The following is a 14,906-nucleotide window of genomic DNA, read 5'->3' as shown; positions in this document are numbered from 1 at the left end:
CGGGATCAATTTTTGATTTATTTTTTTGATACCAGGGAAGAGTCAATCCTAGAACTTCGTTTTGGAGGCTTTTGATGCGCAATTGTACCAAGCAAAATTTAGAGATTAAGTTTTTGATAATATTTTTTATTGTATTTATGTCCATAAATTTCTTCTTTGACAAGACTAATTTGGAACATGAAGTTATGACTCTTGAGAAGAATTGGACAGTTAAAATAAACGATGAGCTTTATAAAGACGTGGAACTTTCTGAATTTTCATTCAAGCCTGCCAATAAAGGAGACGTTTTTATATTATTCTCTACTTTACCGAAATATCTTCCCGATAACCCATTGCTGAGCTTTTATACAGTTCATTCGGATATCAGGGTAGATGTCGATGGCAATACCATATATCAATTCGGGCAAGATCTATATCAAGAGGACAAGCTGAATAGCTACGGATATCATTTAATACCTTTATCACCGGAAATGGCAGGACAATCCTTGAGGGTTACGCTTAGAATATCGGAAAATTCTGCATTTTCCTCTTTTGTAATACCGCAAATAAGTAATTCCGTATATTATTTTCGCGACTTTTGTATAAAAAACCGTCTGGTAATATGCGTTTTAATTTTTTTAATTATATTTGCTCTGATATTACTGGTTGTAGCAACGGTTTATTCGATGAAAAGCAGTATATTCTATAAATTGCTTTGTATTTCTATGTTTTCTATTTGCATAGGTTTGTGGTCTTTTTGTTCTCACGATTTAACCGTTTTATTTTCGTATAATCCCCTTGTAAAATCTTATTTGGAGTTTATTTCATTATATATTGCACCTATTTTTGTGTTTGGATATTTTGCCCAGGAAGCCCTTTTTGGAGGCGGCAAACTTCGAAAATATACGTATCTGACAATTTTAATTGCACAGGCGGCATTTATAACTATTGCAATAGTATTTCAGATTTTAAACATTGTACATTTACCGGCTTTTTTAACTGTCAGCCATGTATTGATGGCAGTAATGATAATTTATATTCTCAGTATTTTCATTCATGATATTCGAAGTAAAAAGGTGGCAATGAGCCCGGCGTTATTTTTTGGCTTTTCGACTGCCATTATTTTTTTCATGATAGATCTTATCCGATTCAATTTACAAAAATATACGAATATAATACTAGATGACCATTACACCAGCAAGATTTACATAGGCATGTTTATCTTTTGCTTTTCATTGATCATTGATTTTTGCTCCAATACCATCATATCGTTCTATAAAAATGTTGAAAGTGCAACTCTTGAAAAAATGGCGTATACAGATTATCTCACAGGACTCATCAATCGGAGGAAGCTTGAGGAATTATTTGATGAAATCGATAGAAATCCTACATCTTATGCTGTTGGTGTTTTTGATTTAAATGATCTGAAGGAAGTAAACGATACACTCGGACATAACGAGGGTGATCGCTATATTAAGGAATTTTCACAGGTGTTAAAGAAAACTTTCCAAGATATTGGGATTGTTGGAAGAACCGGAGGAGACGAATTTCTGGTTATTATAAAAAACGCCAAAAACCTTAATATTGACCGATTGATTTCAAAGATGTATGAGCTTTTGGAAAAAGTTAATGAAGAGAATCCTACCTGGAATATGAGTGCTGCCTATGGTTTTTGCTTTGCGGATGAAGAAGGTGTGGATTCGGTTCGAGGGGCCAGTAAAATTGCAGACTGGCGTATGTATCAAAAGAAAATCGAAATGAAATATTCCGTTTACAAAATGGATAAGAGCGGTCAAAGTTCTTGCGACAGCCAAGTTCTAAAATCTTGAAATTTATATTCTACAGTATTTGTTAACTTTGGTTTTGCATACCATTCTTTATTATTGCTTAATTTATTGAGAGAGGTCTATAGCATTGAAAAGTTAAGGGGCTTGGTGCCCCTTAACGCTATATCAGGATTAAAGTTTTTTACCTACAGCGTTAGCTACTGGTTTTAGCTCTTTCATGAGTTCGGCAAATTTTGAAGGCTTGAGTGATTGATCACCATCGCAAAGAGCTCTGCTTGGTTCAAGGTGAACTTCAATTATTAACCCATCAGCGCCTGTGGCAATTGCACCTTTGGAAAGGGCATTAACATATTTCCACGTTCCGGAAGCATGGCTCGGATCGACTACTATTGGGAGGTGGGAAAATTCTTTAACCACAGGTATTGCACTGAGGTCAATGGTGTTGCGGGTTGAAGTTTCAAAAGTTCGTATACCTCTTTCGCATAGTATTACGTTGGGATTTCCGCTGTCCATAATATATTCCGCAGCCATAAGCCATTCTTCTATTGTAGCCGAAAGGCCTCTTTTTAGTAGTACGGGGTTTTTTGCCATACCAACTTCTTTTAGCAGTCTGAAGTTTTGCATATTTCTTGCGCCGATTTGTATAATATCGGTATAGGAGGAAACAAGCTCAACATCTCTGGTATCAACTACTTCAGTGACTAGTTTCAGACCGGTAGCTTCACGACCTGCAGCCATAATCTTTAACCCGTCTTCTTCAAGACCTTGGAAAGAATAGGGCGAGGAACGCGGCTTAAAGGCTCCGCCGCGGAGAATTTTAGCACCGGCTTCTTTAACTTTTAATGCTGTGGTAATATAACTTTCTTCATTTTCAATGGCACAAGGTCCGGCCATGACAACTATTTCGTCACCGCCGATTTTTACATCACCGACTTCTACTATTGTAGGAGATTGTTTTAATTCACGGCTTGCAAGTTTGTAAGGTTTCATTATGGGGACAATGCTTTCAACACCGGGCATTGTTGATATAATATTGGTGTTTAGATGCCTTTTGTCGCCTATGGCACCTATTACCGTTTTTACTTCTCCGAATATTGGGTGAGTTTTGAATCCAAGTTCGCATAACTGTTTTTCTACATTTTCAATTTCTTCTTTTGTAGCGTTTGGCTTCATAACGATAATCATAGCATTATACCTCCTATAATTGAAATTATTGAAAATTGTTTTATACAACGTATTTTCTAATTTTCACTTTTCCTGGGAACAGGAGTAAATAAAAAACTCCTCATCCGTTAAGGGACGAGGAGTATATTTTCCACGCGGTACCACCCAAATTGGCTGAAAAGCCCACTCATAAATGTACGGGAATTAATTCTATTCCGATACACCCTTTCTTTTAACGGTGAAAGCTCCGGTATTGCCTACTTTAGTAAAAATACTTTTCAGCATACAGCTCTAAGGGGAACTTCAATTAAAGCACTTTTATCAGGCTTGCACCATCCCTGACTCGCTAAAAAAAGCCACTATAATCTACTTTCCCTTATCATCGCTTTTAACTATTTAAATATTATTATACATTTTAACACTAAAATATTTCCAGGTCAATAGAAAATTTGAATATAATATTGATTATTATAGGAATTAGCATTTTTTATTAGCAAACAAAATTTGCATTTCTTTGATATTATATGATATTATTTATATATCAGGTATAATTTCTTTTCGAAATTATTCTCACAGCAATTCACTCTTTAAACGGTCTTTTAAAAATACTAAGGAGGGCAGTTCAAATGGAAGGGATTCAAATCGTTGTATTTACTCTAAATGATGAAATGTGTGGTGTAGAGACTACTCAGGTCAAAGAAATTGTCAAGTACGAGTCAATCACAAAAATGCCTGATATGCCCAAGTTTATTGATGGGGTAATAAGTCTTAGAGGTACAGTTGTACCGGTAGTTAACCTCAATAAAAGGTTTGGTTTGGGAGAGACGGAAATAACTAAAAAAACAAAGATAATTATTAATGATATAGAAGGTAAGCTGATTGGATTTATAGTAAACGATGTTTCGGAAATAATTAAGATTCCGGCTGAGGATATTGAAAACACTCCTGATTTAATTAAAGGCACACACAATGCCTATTTAAAAAACGTAGGTAAAAAAGGTGACCAATTAATTTCTATACTGGATCTAAGTGCAATACTTACCGATACCGAGATAAAAAGTCTCGATGTAAAAAATTAATAGATTGCTTATAAAAAATAACCTAAAAAGAGCGCAACTGCTTTTTTTAGGTTATTTATATAAATATATCGATTTTTTGAAGAATAAAACTTAAATCCTAAATTTTATTACTTAACATAATTCAAAAGCTTGCCGCTTTTTTAGGAATTATACATTAAATCTGAACAAAGTGACATCTCCGTCCTGCATAACGTATTCCTTACCTTCAGAACGTACTAAACCTTTTTCTTTGGCAGCATTATACGAGCCGCATGCCATAAGGTCATCGAAGGATACAATTTCGGCTCTTATAAATCCTCTTTCAAAATCACTGTGTATTTTTCCAGCAGCTTGAGGTGCTTTTGTGCCTTTAACTATTGTCCAGGCTCTTACTTCTTGGGGACCTGCAGTAAGGAAGCTTATAAGTCCCAATAATTTATAACTTGCTTTTACAAGCCTGTCCAAACCGGATTCAGTTAATCCGAGTTCTTTTAAAAATTCTGCTTTTTCGTCATCGTCAAGCTGTGCGATTTCTTCTTCTATTTTTGCGCAAATAACCATTACTTCCGAGCCTTCCTTTTTAGCATGTTCCGTAATTTCCTGCACTAAAGGATTGTTGGAAGGATCTCGCAATCCGTCTTCATCTACATTAGCAGCATAAAGCACAGGTTTTGAAGTAAGCAGAAACAACTGATCAACCATTTTTTGTTCTTCCGGATCAAATTTCATCGAACGGGCAGGTTTACCTTCCGAGAGGGTTTTTTGTATTCTTTCATACAGTTCGAGTTCGATTTGGTACTTTTTGTCGCCGGATTTAAGCATTTTTTTGGTCTTGTCAATTCTTTTATCCATAACTTCAATATCGGCTAAAATCAGTTCCATTTCAATGGTTTCAACGTCCCTCACAGGACCGATGGAACCGCTGACATGTACAATATTGCTGTCCTCAAAGCACCTTACAACATGAACAATGGCATCCACTTCACGTATATGGGACAAAAACTTATTGCCAAGACCTTCACCCTTGCTTGCACCTTTAACAAGACCGGCAATGTCAACGAACTCTATTACTGTAGGAGTTACTTTTTCCGGGTTGTACATTTCAGCAAGTTTATCAAGCCTTTCATCCGGAACTGCAACTATTCCGACATTTGGCTCAATAGTGCAAAACGGATAATTGGCAGCTTCGGCACCTGCTTTTGTAATAGCGTTAAACAATGTGCTTTTTCCTACATTTGGCAAACCGACTATTCCTAATTTCATTAATAACATCTATCCTTTCTAATACAGTACAGAGTACTTATACTGATTATTATTATCCTTATTTTTGATAAAACATATTTTAATTGGATTTCAAAATATGTTTTACATTCAACATATAAAGCTTAAAGTTATTAAACTGAACTTTAAGCTTGCCTTTTTTATAAACCAAACTAAATTATATATTATAAAATTTTTCAATGCAACAACTACCTTTTCAATTTGAGCCATTTCAGCAAGTTTTACCGTAACCAGTCCAAAAACATACTTACTTATAGATTATGTAAAATAAAATTACATTTTATAGAATAGATTTTCTGTTCCTATGAGTGTGTCAACCTATCGGGAAACAGTTTTTTCAACACTTCAAATATTATAAATGCAACGCCTATTGTATAGATAGGGTGCAGGGGAAATACATATCTCGAATTACCTTCAAGTACAAACATCATTGCATTAAAATAGGCAAATATAAACAGGATGAAAGTTATAAAATCTGTTTTCTTATGGCGTATGAACCTGTATAATGCATAGATTATAAAAGTAAATACTATTATATAAAAAGGTATGTACAAAATTTTTTCAAGAAAAACTGCCTTATAGGTAAGAGGATGCCATGTATTTACATCAATTGTCATTGACCACATTATATCGTCAATTTTAAAAAAATATGAGTTAGCAATGCGTTTAAAGGCAAGTTTTATAAATCTGCCGGGATTTTCTTTAATCCATTTGTAGGCAAGTTCTTTACCAAGTTTGTGAATGGCCATTTCATCAAATCCGGTATCCCATTTATACTTTAAAAAGGGACTGTTGGGATACTTATATGGGTCACTCCAAGAACCGGTAGCATAGTCATTGTTGTTTACATAAATGACATAGCCTCCATTGGTGGAGAATACCGGCTCTCCAAAACGAATGTAATTTCTGATCAGCCAGGGAGCTACAACTGCTCCCACAGCTACGGCAAAGGATACTATGTATACTATTTTGTTTTTTAATTTCAAATCCTTTTTTATAAACATGAAGAAGGCGAAAATCAAAGGTATGAACATGCCAATAGGCCTTATAAGAGTAAGATATCCGATTAACAGTCCAATAATTACGGGATTGTTTTTGTTAAAGAACAAATACACTGAAAGCATTAAAACTGCGGAGAACAATATCTCGGAACAGTGAATGCTGTTATATGCAATTGCCAAAGGTGAAAAGGCATATAATGCAAGGGTAATCAAAGCTATTTTTTCATTAAAAAACTGTTTGGCAAGTTTATAGGTTAAAAACATTATTAATGTGGACAATACCACATTAAACAGCTTTCCGACAAGAAAGTCGTTAAATCCGGTACCAAAAATGAAATACAATACGGCAAGAGTTCCCGGATAGCCTATGGGCCTGAAAGCTGTATAGATTCCAGGGGTTCCTCTGTAATACGGATAAATGCCGTTAAGAAAACCCATGCCTTGTGAAAGCTCTACACCCTTAACATGGTACCACATAAAGTCTGTCTCAGGATACGTAGGCATAATTATTATCCAGGCAAGCCTTAATATTACTCCTAAAAGTATTATTAAAATGTAATGGTATTTTTTGGTGAAATTAATTATTTTCTGTAACATAGCGACTCCTTATAGTGTAGTTATATGATGTAGTCATATAGAACATTTTACTTTTCTTCATCTGTTTATGTCAAGGTTGTCATTTAAGCTGAAATTAAAGTTTAAATTGCAAGTTTAATTGCCTTACAAAATCTTACAGAACCCTGTTTTAAGCGACCACAATCTTTGCCATTTCATTCGCAGTTCGATAACCAAATATTCTCCTTGGGTAATTGTTCATCCAGTGCTCAATCCTTTTTATCTCTTTCTCCGTTAGTTTCCCTATATCCGTCCCTTTAGGAATAAATCGTCGAATCAGCTTATTAGCGTTTTCATTCGACCCTCGTTCCCATGAACTGTATGGATGTGCATAATATATCTTTAACCTCATCTTACCAGGAACAAGCACTGATGCCTCAAGCCCTTTGCTGTCCAGAAACTCTGTTCCATTATCTACTGTGACCGTTTTAAACAGTTTGGTAAACTTCTTCCCATACTTCCTTTCCAGTTTGTCTATCTCTTTCTTTACCGATGCCTGGCTTTTATCCGGCATCTTACGTATTATCTCCTGCCTCGTACTCCGTTCCGTCAGTACCAACAATGCTGCTCCCTTTTCTCCGCCTTTGCCAACTATACAATCCATCTCCCAATGCCCATATTCTCCTCTTTCTTCTATATGTGCCGGCCTTTCTTCTATGCTTGTCCCCCTCAAATTCTTTAATGCTATCCTTACTCTTCGGTATTTCCTCTTCTTCTTGTTCCGCTTTACCGGAAGGTCTTTGTTGCTTATATTAGCAAATATCCCTTTGTCTATGTAGTTGTATAGCGTCTTTGTGCAGATCATGGCTCTGAACCTTAACCCTTTGGCTTTTATCTCTCCTATCACCGCGTCCGGCGAATATTTGTCCTCTTTTATCCTCTTCTCTATGTAATTGGCTAGTTCATGGTCATGCCCGATCTTTAAACCCGCTCCTTTATTTGATGACGCCTCTTCATATCTTCGTTGTCCTACGTCTGCACAGTACTTCACTGAATAGGTCAGATCGCTGTTTAGCAACCTCACGCTGCCACGAGCTATTTCCCGTTCTATAGTCCGTCTGTCCCTTCCCATTACTTTGGCTATTTCCTTTGGTTTCTTACCTTCTTTCAATAATATTTCAATTTGATACCGTTCCCTCACATCCAGGTGTTTAAAACTTCTTCGTTTAGTGGTATTATTAAGGTGACTCATTTCGGACCCTCCAATATGTTTTGGTTTTGTCACTTAAAACATTATCAGAGGTTCTGATTTGAGTCACTTCTTTTTTATCATGTTTGGGCAATTAATTTTACAACTTACCTGGTGAATATATAAGAGATATTAAGTGTGCAGTATTTTTTTCAGTATTCTCCTAATAAATGAACTCTTGACCTTAACAGTTTCATTTTGCTGAACATGAGGGGTTTGGCCTATATTAACTGCAGCACTTTCTTTTAAAGGCTTTGGGCCAGTTTTTATATTTGTTTGGGCGGCTTTCAGCTGAGAAGTCTTGTTGGGCAGCCTATCCGTCCTATTTGCTGTTCTATGATTTACTTGATTTTCATATACTCTTCCGTTTTGCTTTTTGTAATTTTGAGAGTGCTTTTTGGTATTCTGGCTGCCGAAAGACCTTTTTGCATTTGTATCAAAGTAAGGCTTTCGTGTGTTTTGATTGTTGTACATTTTCATTGTGGGCAATTCGCCTTTGGCAATTTTTGTACCAATATGTTCTTCTATGGCATGCAGAGCTTTAATATCCTCACCGGTAACTAAAGTAATTGCACGGCCGCTGTTTCCGGCTCTGCCGGTACGTCCAATTCTGTGGATATAATTGTCCTTATCCAACGGTACATCGTAATTTATAACAAGGGATAGATTGTCAATGTGTATACCCCGTGCAGCAACATCGGTAGCAACAAGTAAATTAAACTCACCCTGTTTGAACTGTTGAATGGTCTTCAAACGCTTGTGTTGAGGTATATTGCCATGTAATGCCTGACATTTGTAACCCTTTCGGTACAAAAAGCTTTGGAGTTTATTTACGGTAGCCCGGGTGTTGCAGAAAATCATGCAGCTTTCCGGACGCTCATTGAGTATCAGATGGTTTAATACAGTGTTCTTTTTATGACTTTCAACGGGATAGTATATTTGTTCAATACTGTCAACAGTTTTTGTTTCCGACTTGATTTCAATAGTTAGCGGCTTTCTCATATATTTTCTGCTTATTCTGCGAATTTCGTGGGGAATGGTGGCAGATAAAAGCAGAGTTATGCGATTTCTAGGCAGGGCCTGAATAATATTGACTACCTGATCAAGGAAACCCATGTCAAGCATCCTGTCGGCTTCGTCCAGTACCAAAAAACGAAGGTTGCTTGTTTCCAAGTTTTGATTCTGTATATGGTCGTTAACCCGGCCGGGAGTTCCGGTAACAATGGAAACGCCTCTTTTTAATGCCTGAATTTCCGCATCCATGCTATGCTGACCATATACAGCAGTTGTTCTATGGCGTGTATATCTTGACATTTTTCTCAGTTCATTGTTTATCTGAACTGCCAGTTCCCTTGTTGGAGTAAGGATCAGACCTTGCGGTCCCGGTTCACCGGGATCAATAAGTTGAAGCATTGAAACTCCAAAAACAGCAGTTTTACCGCTGCCTGTTTTTGACATTACAATTAAATCTTCCTGGTTTAAAATATGGGGAATTGCCCTGCTTTGAACTTCTGTAGGTTTTTCAAAACCCATTTTTTCTAAGGCTTTTAAAATTGGAGGCGAAATGCCTAAAGCGTCAAAACTGTTTCTCATTATTATCCTCTTTCGTGATTAGTGAATTATTTTAAATTATACCACTAATTTTTGATTTGTTCTATTGTTTTGTGGAGATAAACTTAAAAGAATGGCATTTAGAGACATATATCGGACAAAAAATTAATAAATCGCATTTGAGTATAATTTGGATGAAAAATATTGCAATTATACAAATACCTATGCTATAATAACAACTAAGATAGATGAGTTTTTGTATAATTGAAATTTTAATTTTTGAGATGAGAAGAGACGAGTTGAGAAGAGATGAGAAGAGACGAGGCTAGTACGATATTTTAAGTCGTTATCTATGCCAGGATTTCTCGTCCTGGCTTTTTTAGTTGGCTCAATTCTCATGTCTTCTTTAAAAAATCTAAAGGAGGCATCAAAATGTTTTATCCAAGTCTTGATGAAGTGAGGAATTTAGCCAAAGACTATAATATCATTCCGGTTTCCATGGAAGTATATGCCGATATGGAGACGCCCATTAGCATTTTTAAGCGATTTGAACAAAGTAAATATTGCTTTCTGCTTGAGAGTGTTGAAGGCGGCGAGAAGTGGGGCAGATATTCCATTATTGGAAGAAATCCTTTTCTTGTGGTAAAAAGTTTTAAAAACAAGACTTTTATCGAAGAAAAAAACGGTACAGTATCTGAGGTGGAAGGCAACCCTGTTGATGTAATAAGATCATTAATGGAAAAATTCAAAGGGGCTAATTTGGCGTCAATGCCGAGATTTACCGGCGGAGCGGTAGGCTTTTTCGGCTATGATTTGATAAGGTATTATGAAAACCTACCCAATGTACCGGAAGATGATTTGAAACTGCCGGAAAGCCATTTTTTATTCACCGATGAGCTATTGGTGTTTGACCATCTGAAGCAAAAGATTCATATAATTGTAAATCTTCATGTTAACGGAAATATAGAAAGGGGTTACAATAGCGTTATAGATAGGATCAAGTCAATCTATAACGAAATTTTGGATACCCGCTGGAAAATAAATGACAATTTTAAACCGGATTTCAGTAAGAAAAATACGGAATTCAAATATATAAGTAATGTATCGAAAGAGAAATATTGTGAAAATGTTTTAAAGGCAAAGGAATATATTAGAGACGGAGATATTTTTCAGGTAGTTTTATCCCAGCGTTTATGCGTTGAAACAGACCAGAATCCTTTCAATGTCTACAGGGTTTTACGTTTGATAAATCCATCCCCTTATATGTACTATTTGAAGTTTGACGATTACAATATTGTAGGTTCATCTCCGGAAATGCTTGCAAGGGTTGAAAATGGCATAGTTGAGACTTGCCCCATTGCTGGTACCAGAAAGAGGGGACAGACAAAGGAAGAGGATGAAAATCTTGAAAAAGAGCTTTTAGCCGATGAGAAAGAACTGGCAGAGCACACAATGCTTGTTGATTTGGGAAGAAACGATATTGGAAGGGTGGCACGTTACGGAACAGTCAAAGTTAAAGACTTAATGCATATAGAAAGATACTCCCATGTAATGCATATTGTTACAAATATACAGGGAGAAATCCGGGAAGACAAAACAGCTTTCGATGCTTTAATGTCCATTATGCCTGCCGGGACATTGTCCGGTGCACCAAAAGTTCGGGCAATGGAAATAATCGATGAACTGGAAAATGTCAAGAGAGGACCCTATGGCGGTGCCATTGGATACCTTAGTTTTAACGGAAACCTGGACAGTTGTATAACAATAAGAACGATGATTTTTAAGGACAATAAGGCATATGTTCAGTCGGGAGCGGGAATAGTCGCCGATTCGGTACCGGAAAAAGAATATGAAGAGTGTCTGAATAAGGCAAAGGCATTGCTTAGAGCTTTAGAGGAAGTTGGTGAGATAAGATGAGCGGGAAAATACTGATTATAGATAATTACGATTCTTTTACTTACAATCTCTATCAATACGTTGGAGAAATAAATCCCGATATAGAGGTATACAGAAACGACAAAATCACTATAGACGGCATTAGGGAAAGGAATCCATCCCATATAATAATTTCACCCGGGCCAGGTTTTCCTAAAGACGCCGGGATAAGTATCGAAGTCATAAGAGTTTTGGGGAAGCACATACCTGTTCTGGGAGTATGTCTAGGTCATCAGGCAATAGGTGAGGCCTTTGGGGGAAAAATCGTCCACGCAAAAGAATTAATGCATGGTAAAGCTTCGGAAGTCTTTGTGAACAGGGAATGCCCGTTGTTTAGGACCTTGATTAAGGAAAAAATAATGGCCGGAAGATATCACTCACTTATAGTGGAAAACAAATCTCTACCTTCATGCTTAAAGGTTACAGCCAGATCTGAAAATGGAGAAATAATGGGATTAATGCATGAGGACTATCCGATTTTTGGCATACAGTTCCATCCTGAGTCAATTCTTACCCCCGATGGAAAGGAAATATTGAGTAATTTTCTTGCCATAAAAATTTAAGCGGGTTAAAACTGCTTAAAATAAATAGGGTTAAAATGTTTGAGAAGAGATGAGAAGAGAGGAGAATTAATATGTTAAAAGAGGCAATTCAAAAATTGGTTGAGGGCAAAAATTTATGTGAGGACGAAATAATAGCGGCATTGAACTGTATTATGGAAGGCAATGCAACACCGGCACAGATAGGAAGTTTTATAACAGCACTTAGAATTAAGGGAGAGACCATTGAGGAAATAACCGGATGCGCAAAAGTTATGAGGGAAAAAGCAGACAGAATAACACTGGAAAAGGACTACTTTATAGATATTGTCGGAACAGGTGGAGATTGTTCATATACCTTTAATATTTCCACAGCTGCGGCTTTTGTGACAGCGGCTGGAGGGGTTACAGTTGCAAAACACGGCAACAGATCGGTGTCCAGTAAAAGCGGCAGTGCCGATGTATTGGAGAGTCTTGGAGTTAATATTGCCTTAGAGCCTCAAAAGGTAAAAGAATGTATTGATAGAATTGGCATAGGATTTATGTTTGCCCAGACTTTCCACAAATCTATGAAACATGCGGCAGGACCTAGAAGAGAGCTGGGAATCAGGACTATATTCAATATTTTGGGGCCTCTTACAAATCCGGCATCGGCAAAAGGGCAGTTGCTTGGTGTATTCAGTGATAAATTGACCGAACCTTTAGCCCATGTACTTCACAACCTTGGAGTTGAAAAAGCCATGGTAGTTTACGGAATGGACGGCATGGATGAAATATCCTTGTCTGCTCATACTAAGGTTTCAGAATTGAAAGATGGAAAAGTTACTACCTATTATTTAAATCCTGAAGATTATGGAATGAAACTGGTAAGCAAAGAGGAACTTGTAGGCGGCGATTCTAAGGAAAATGCAAAAATAATTTTGTCTATTTTGAATGGAGAAAGAGGGCCGAAGAGAGACATTGTGGTCTTAAATGCTGCAGCGGCATTATATGTCGGAAAAGCGGTAGAGAATATCCGAGACGGAATTGCATTGGCTGAAGAATTGATAGACAGCGGAAAGGCTTTGGAAAAATTAAATGAGTTAAAGGAATATTCCAATTCCATGATTCCTGTTTTATATTAGTGGAAAATTACACACCATGGAAAGTAATACATCAGGCACAATACGGGTTAACCAGTAATTGGAGGTAAATATGATTTTAGATAAAATTGTAGAGCAAAAAAAGATACAACTTAAAGAAGAAATGAATAAAATATCAATAGAAGGCTGGAAACAGCGTATAAAAAGGCCTGGAATGCACAGTGCCATAAACTTTTACGATGCTCTGAAGAAAAACGATGATATATCCATAATTGCTGAAGTAAAAAAAGCTTCACCTTCAAAGGGAATAATAAAAGAGGATTTTGATCCGCTTTCAATTGCTAAGGAATATACTGAATCCGATGTGCAGGCTATTTCGGTTTTGACTGAGAAAAACTTCTTTTTAGGAGATGACGATTATCTTGTCAGGATACGTCAGACATGTCCCATACCCCTTTTAAGAAAGGACTTTATAATTGATTTATGGCAGGTATACCAATCAAGATGCCTTGGAGCTGATGCCATACTCCTTATTGTATCAATACTTTCGGATGAGGAATTGAAAAAATTCCAGGTGGTAGCAGAAATACTGGGTATGCAGTGCCTTGTGGAAGTTCATAATAAAGAGGAACTGGATAGGGCATTGGATTCGGGGGCAAAGATAATAGGGATAAACAATAGGGACCTTAAAACTTTTGAGGTGGATATCAGGACGACAGAGAAGCTTATGAATTATATTCCCAATGACAGAGCTGTGGTAAGTGAAAGCGGCATAAAGGATTATAACGATATAAAGTATCTTAAAGAGCTTGGTGTGGATGCGGTGCTGATTGGAGAAACCTTTATGAGGGCACCTTCCATCAAGGATAAAATAAATGAACTGAGGGGTAAAGCGGTGTTGATATGACAAAAATAAAGATTTGCGGTATAAAGAGATCGGAAGATGTTCAATATGTCAATAAATATTTGCCCGACTACATAGGTTTTGTTTTTGCGGAAAGCAAACGGAAAGTTTCGATGGAGCAGGCAGTGAAATTGAGAAATGAGCTTGATCCAAGGATAAAGGCAGTTGGGGTATTTGTGAACGAGGATATGGATAAAGTGGCGGAAACTGCTCTAAAATGCCGTTTGGACTGCATACAGCTTCATGGCGATGAGAACGGGCAATATGTTGAAGATTTGAGAGACTTGCTAAAATCCCAGAGTGATATTGAAATATGGAAGGCCATAAGGATTAAGGATGAAAAGTCATTATTTATACTGGATGAATATGAAGTTGACACCTTTGTGCTGGATACTTTTGTGGAAGGAACCTATGGAGGTGCAGGCAAGGTTTTTGACTGGAAATTGGCAAAGCTTGCGAAGTCCTTTGGGAAAATAATTGTTGCAGGCGGCTTAAGCAGTGATAATGTTTCCGATGCAATTGAATTGGTAATGCCTTATGGTGTAGATGTGAGCAGCAATGTTGAAATCGATGGGGTTAAAGATGAGGAAAAAATAAGATGCTTTATTGAGAAAGTGAGAAGTCACTTTATGCTAAAGCGTTAATGAAAAGTTATTTCATTTTTTGTAGGATTTTATGTGAAGTATTCTTATTGAAACAAAATTATGACGGAAGTTATTTTTTCACCATGCTTTAGTTTAGTATTGACAGAGTTTTTTAATCTTTCGGTTGTAAACGGGTTATAAAAATTATTTATAACCTGTTTATTTTTTTGGTAAATT

General features: G+C 36.7%; 12 protein-coding genes and 1 other annotated feature. Of the genes, 7 read left to right on the top strand and 5 right to left on the bottom strand.

Annotated features, from left to right (window positions below; genetic code table 11):
* Positions 1 to 74: 74 nt before the first annotated feature.
* Positions 75 to 1,808 (top strand): sensor domain-containing diguanylate cyclase, encoded by a 1,734-nt coding sequence (locus CLOCL_RS12890; protein WP_014255763.1) that lies wholly within the window; start codon positions 75 to 77, stop codon positions 1,806 to 1,808.
* Positions 1,809 to 1,937: 129 nt separating this feature from the next.
* Here the strand turns inward: CLOCL_RS12890 and aroF are convergent, their stop codons facing one another.
* Entirely contained in the window at positions 1,938 to 2,951 is a 1,014-nt protein-coding gene (gene aroF, locus CLOCL_RS12885) for a 3-deoxy-7-phosphoheptulonate synthase (RefSeq protein WP_014255762.1), read from the bottom strand.
* A gap of 107 nt (positions 2,952 to 3,058) precedes the next feature.
* Positions 3,059 to 3,322 (bottom strand) — a binding site (T-box leader).
* Between the two features lie 234 nt (positions 3,323 to 3,556).
* On the opposite strand from aroF, the gene CLOCL_RS12880 reads away from it, so the two are divergent.
* Positions 3,557 to 4,009, top strand: coding sequence for a chemotaxis protein CheW (locus CLOCL_RS12880; protein WP_014255761.1), 453 nt, complete (start codon positions 3,557 to 3,559; stop codon positions 4,007 to 4,009).
* Between the two features lie 147 nt (positions 4,010 to 4,156).
* Here CLOCL_RS12880 and ychF read toward each other — a convergent pair whose 3' ends face one another.
* The 4 genes from ychF to CLOCL_RS12860 all read right to left on the bottom strand — a co-directional run bounded on the left by ychF (position 4,157) and on the right by CLOCL_RS12860 (position 9,667).
* A complete protein-coding gene (ychF, locus tag CLOCL_RS12875) occupies positions 4,157 to 5,251 on the bottom strand; it encodes a redox-regulated ATPase YchF (protein ID WP_014255760.1) in 1,095 nt (364 codons plus the stop codon).
* A 320-nt stretch (positions 5,252 to 5,571) separates the two neighbouring features.
* Positions 5,572 to 6,867 carry a glycosyltransferase family 39 protein gene (locus CLOCL_RS12870; protein WP_014255759.1) on the bottom strand — a complete coding sequence of 432 codons (1,296 nt, stop codon included), beginning with the start codon at positions 6,865 to 6,867 and terminating at the stop codon, positions 5,572 to 5,574.
* Between the two features lie 148 nt (positions 6,868 to 7,015).
* A complete protein-coding gene (locus CLOCL_RS12865; RefSeq protein WP_014253858.1) occupies positions 7,016 to 8,077 on the bottom strand; it encodes an IS30 family transposase in 1,062 nt (353 codons plus the stop codon).
* Positions 8,078 to 8,206: 129 nt separating this feature from the next.
* Positions 8,207 to 9,667 carry a DEAD/DEAH box helicase gene (locus CLOCL_RS12860; RefSeq protein WP_014255758.1) on the bottom strand — a complete coding sequence of 487 codons (1,461 nt, stop codon included), beginning with the start codon at positions 9,665 to 9,667 and terminating at the stop codon, positions 8,207 to 8,209.
* Positions 9,668 to 10,057: 390 nt separating this feature from the next.
* On the opposite strand from CLOCL_RS12860, the gene trpE reads away from it, so the two are divergent.
* The 5 genes from trpE (at position 10,058) to CLOCL_RS12835 (ending at position 14,729) form a co-directional block, all read left to right on the top strand.
* Positions 10,058 to 11,542 (top strand): anthranilate synthase component I, encoded by a 1,485-nt coding sequence (gene trpE, locus CLOCL_RS12855; RefSeq protein ID WP_014255757.1) that lies wholly within the window; start codon positions 10,058 to 10,060, stop codon positions 11,540 to 11,542.
* Positions 11,539 to 12,123, top strand: a complete 585-nt coding sequence (locus tag CLOCL_RS12850; RefSeq protein ID WP_014255756.1) for an anthranilate synthase component II — start codon at positions 11,539 to 11,541, stop codon at positions 12,121 to 12,123. Before trpE ends, CLOCL_RS12850 begins: the two co-directional genes overlap by 4 nt.
* A 71-nt stretch (positions 12,124 to 12,194) precedes the next feature.
* Positions 12,195 to 13,223 carry an anthranilate phosphoribosyltransferase gene (gene trpD, locus CLOCL_RS12845; protein ID WP_014255755.1) on the top strand — a complete coding sequence of 343 codons (1,029 nt, stop codon included), beginning with the start codon at positions 12,195 to 12,197 and terminating at the stop codon, positions 13,221 to 13,223.
* 70 nt (positions 13,224 to 13,293) lie between these two features.
* Positions 13,294 to 14,088, top strand: a complete 795-nt coding sequence (trpC, locus tag CLOCL_RS12840) for an indole-3-glycerol phosphate synthase TrpC (protein WP_014255754.1) — start codon at positions 13,294 to 13,296, stop codon at positions 14,086 to 14,088.
* Entirely contained in the window at positions 14,085 to 14,729 is a 645-nt protein-coding gene (locus tag CLOCL_RS12835) for a phosphoribosylanthranilate isomerase (protein WP_014255753.1), read from the top strand. The genes trpC and CLOCL_RS12835 overlap by 4 nt, the downstream gene beginning before the upstream one ends.
* The last annotated feature ends 177 nt before the right edge of the window (positions 14,730 to 14,906 follow it).

Origin of the sequence: Acetivibrio clariflavus DSM 19732 (assembly GCF_000237085.1) — a bacterium.
Lineage (GTDB): Bacteria > Bacillota > Clostridia > Acetivibrionales > Acetivibrionaceae > Acetivibrio > Acetivibrio clariflavus.
The sequence above is the reverse complement of the archived record's forward strand: the minus strand, read 5'-3'. Positions and strand labels throughout refer to the sequence as shown.

Coding starts and splice junctions, on each gene's coding strand:
- CLOCL_RS12890 (WP_014255763.1), top strand. CDS start 75: ATGCGCAATTGTACCAAGCAAAATTTAGAGATTAAGTTTTTGATAATA.
- aroF (WP_014255762.1), bottom strand. CDS start 2,951: ATGATTATCGTTATGAAGCCAAACGCTACAAAAGAAGAAATTGAAAAT.
- CLOCL_RS12880 (WP_014255761.1), top strand. CDS start 3,557: ATGGAAGGGATTCAAATCGTTGTATTTACTCTAAATGATGAAATGTGT.
- ychF (WP_014255760.1), bottom strand. CDS start 5,251: ATGAAATTAGGAATAGTCGGTTTGCCAAATGTAGGAAAAAGCACATTG.
- CLOCL_RS12870 (WP_014255759.1), bottom strand. CDS start 6,867: ATGTTACAGAAAATAATTAATTTCACCAAAAAATACCATTACATTTTA.
- CLOCL_RS12865 (WP_014253858.1), bottom strand. CDS start 8,077: ATGAGTCACCTTAATAATACCACTAAACGAAGAAGTTTTAAACACCTG.
- CLOCL_RS12860 (WP_014255758.1), bottom strand. CDS start 9,667: ATGAGAAACAGTTTTGACGCTTTAGGCATTTCGCCTCCAATTTTAAAA.
- trpE (WP_014255757.1), top strand. CDS start 10,058: ATGTTTTATCCAAGTCTTGATGAAGTGAGGAATTTAGCCAAAGACTAT.
- CLOCL_RS12850 (WP_014255756.1), top strand. CDS start 11,539: ATGAGCGGGAAAATACTGATTATAGATAATTACGATTCTTTTACTTAC.
- trpD (WP_014255755.1), top strand. CDS start 12,195: ATGTTAAAAGAGGCAATTCAAAAATTGGTTGAGGGCAAAAATTTATGT.
- trpC (WP_014255754.1), top strand. CDS start 13,294: ATGATTTTAGATAAAATTGTAGAGCAAAAAAAGATACAACTTAAAGAA.
- CLOCL_RS12835 (WP_014255753.1), top strand. CDS start 14,085: ATGACAAAAATAAAGATTTGCGGTATAAAGAGATCGGAAGATGTTCAA.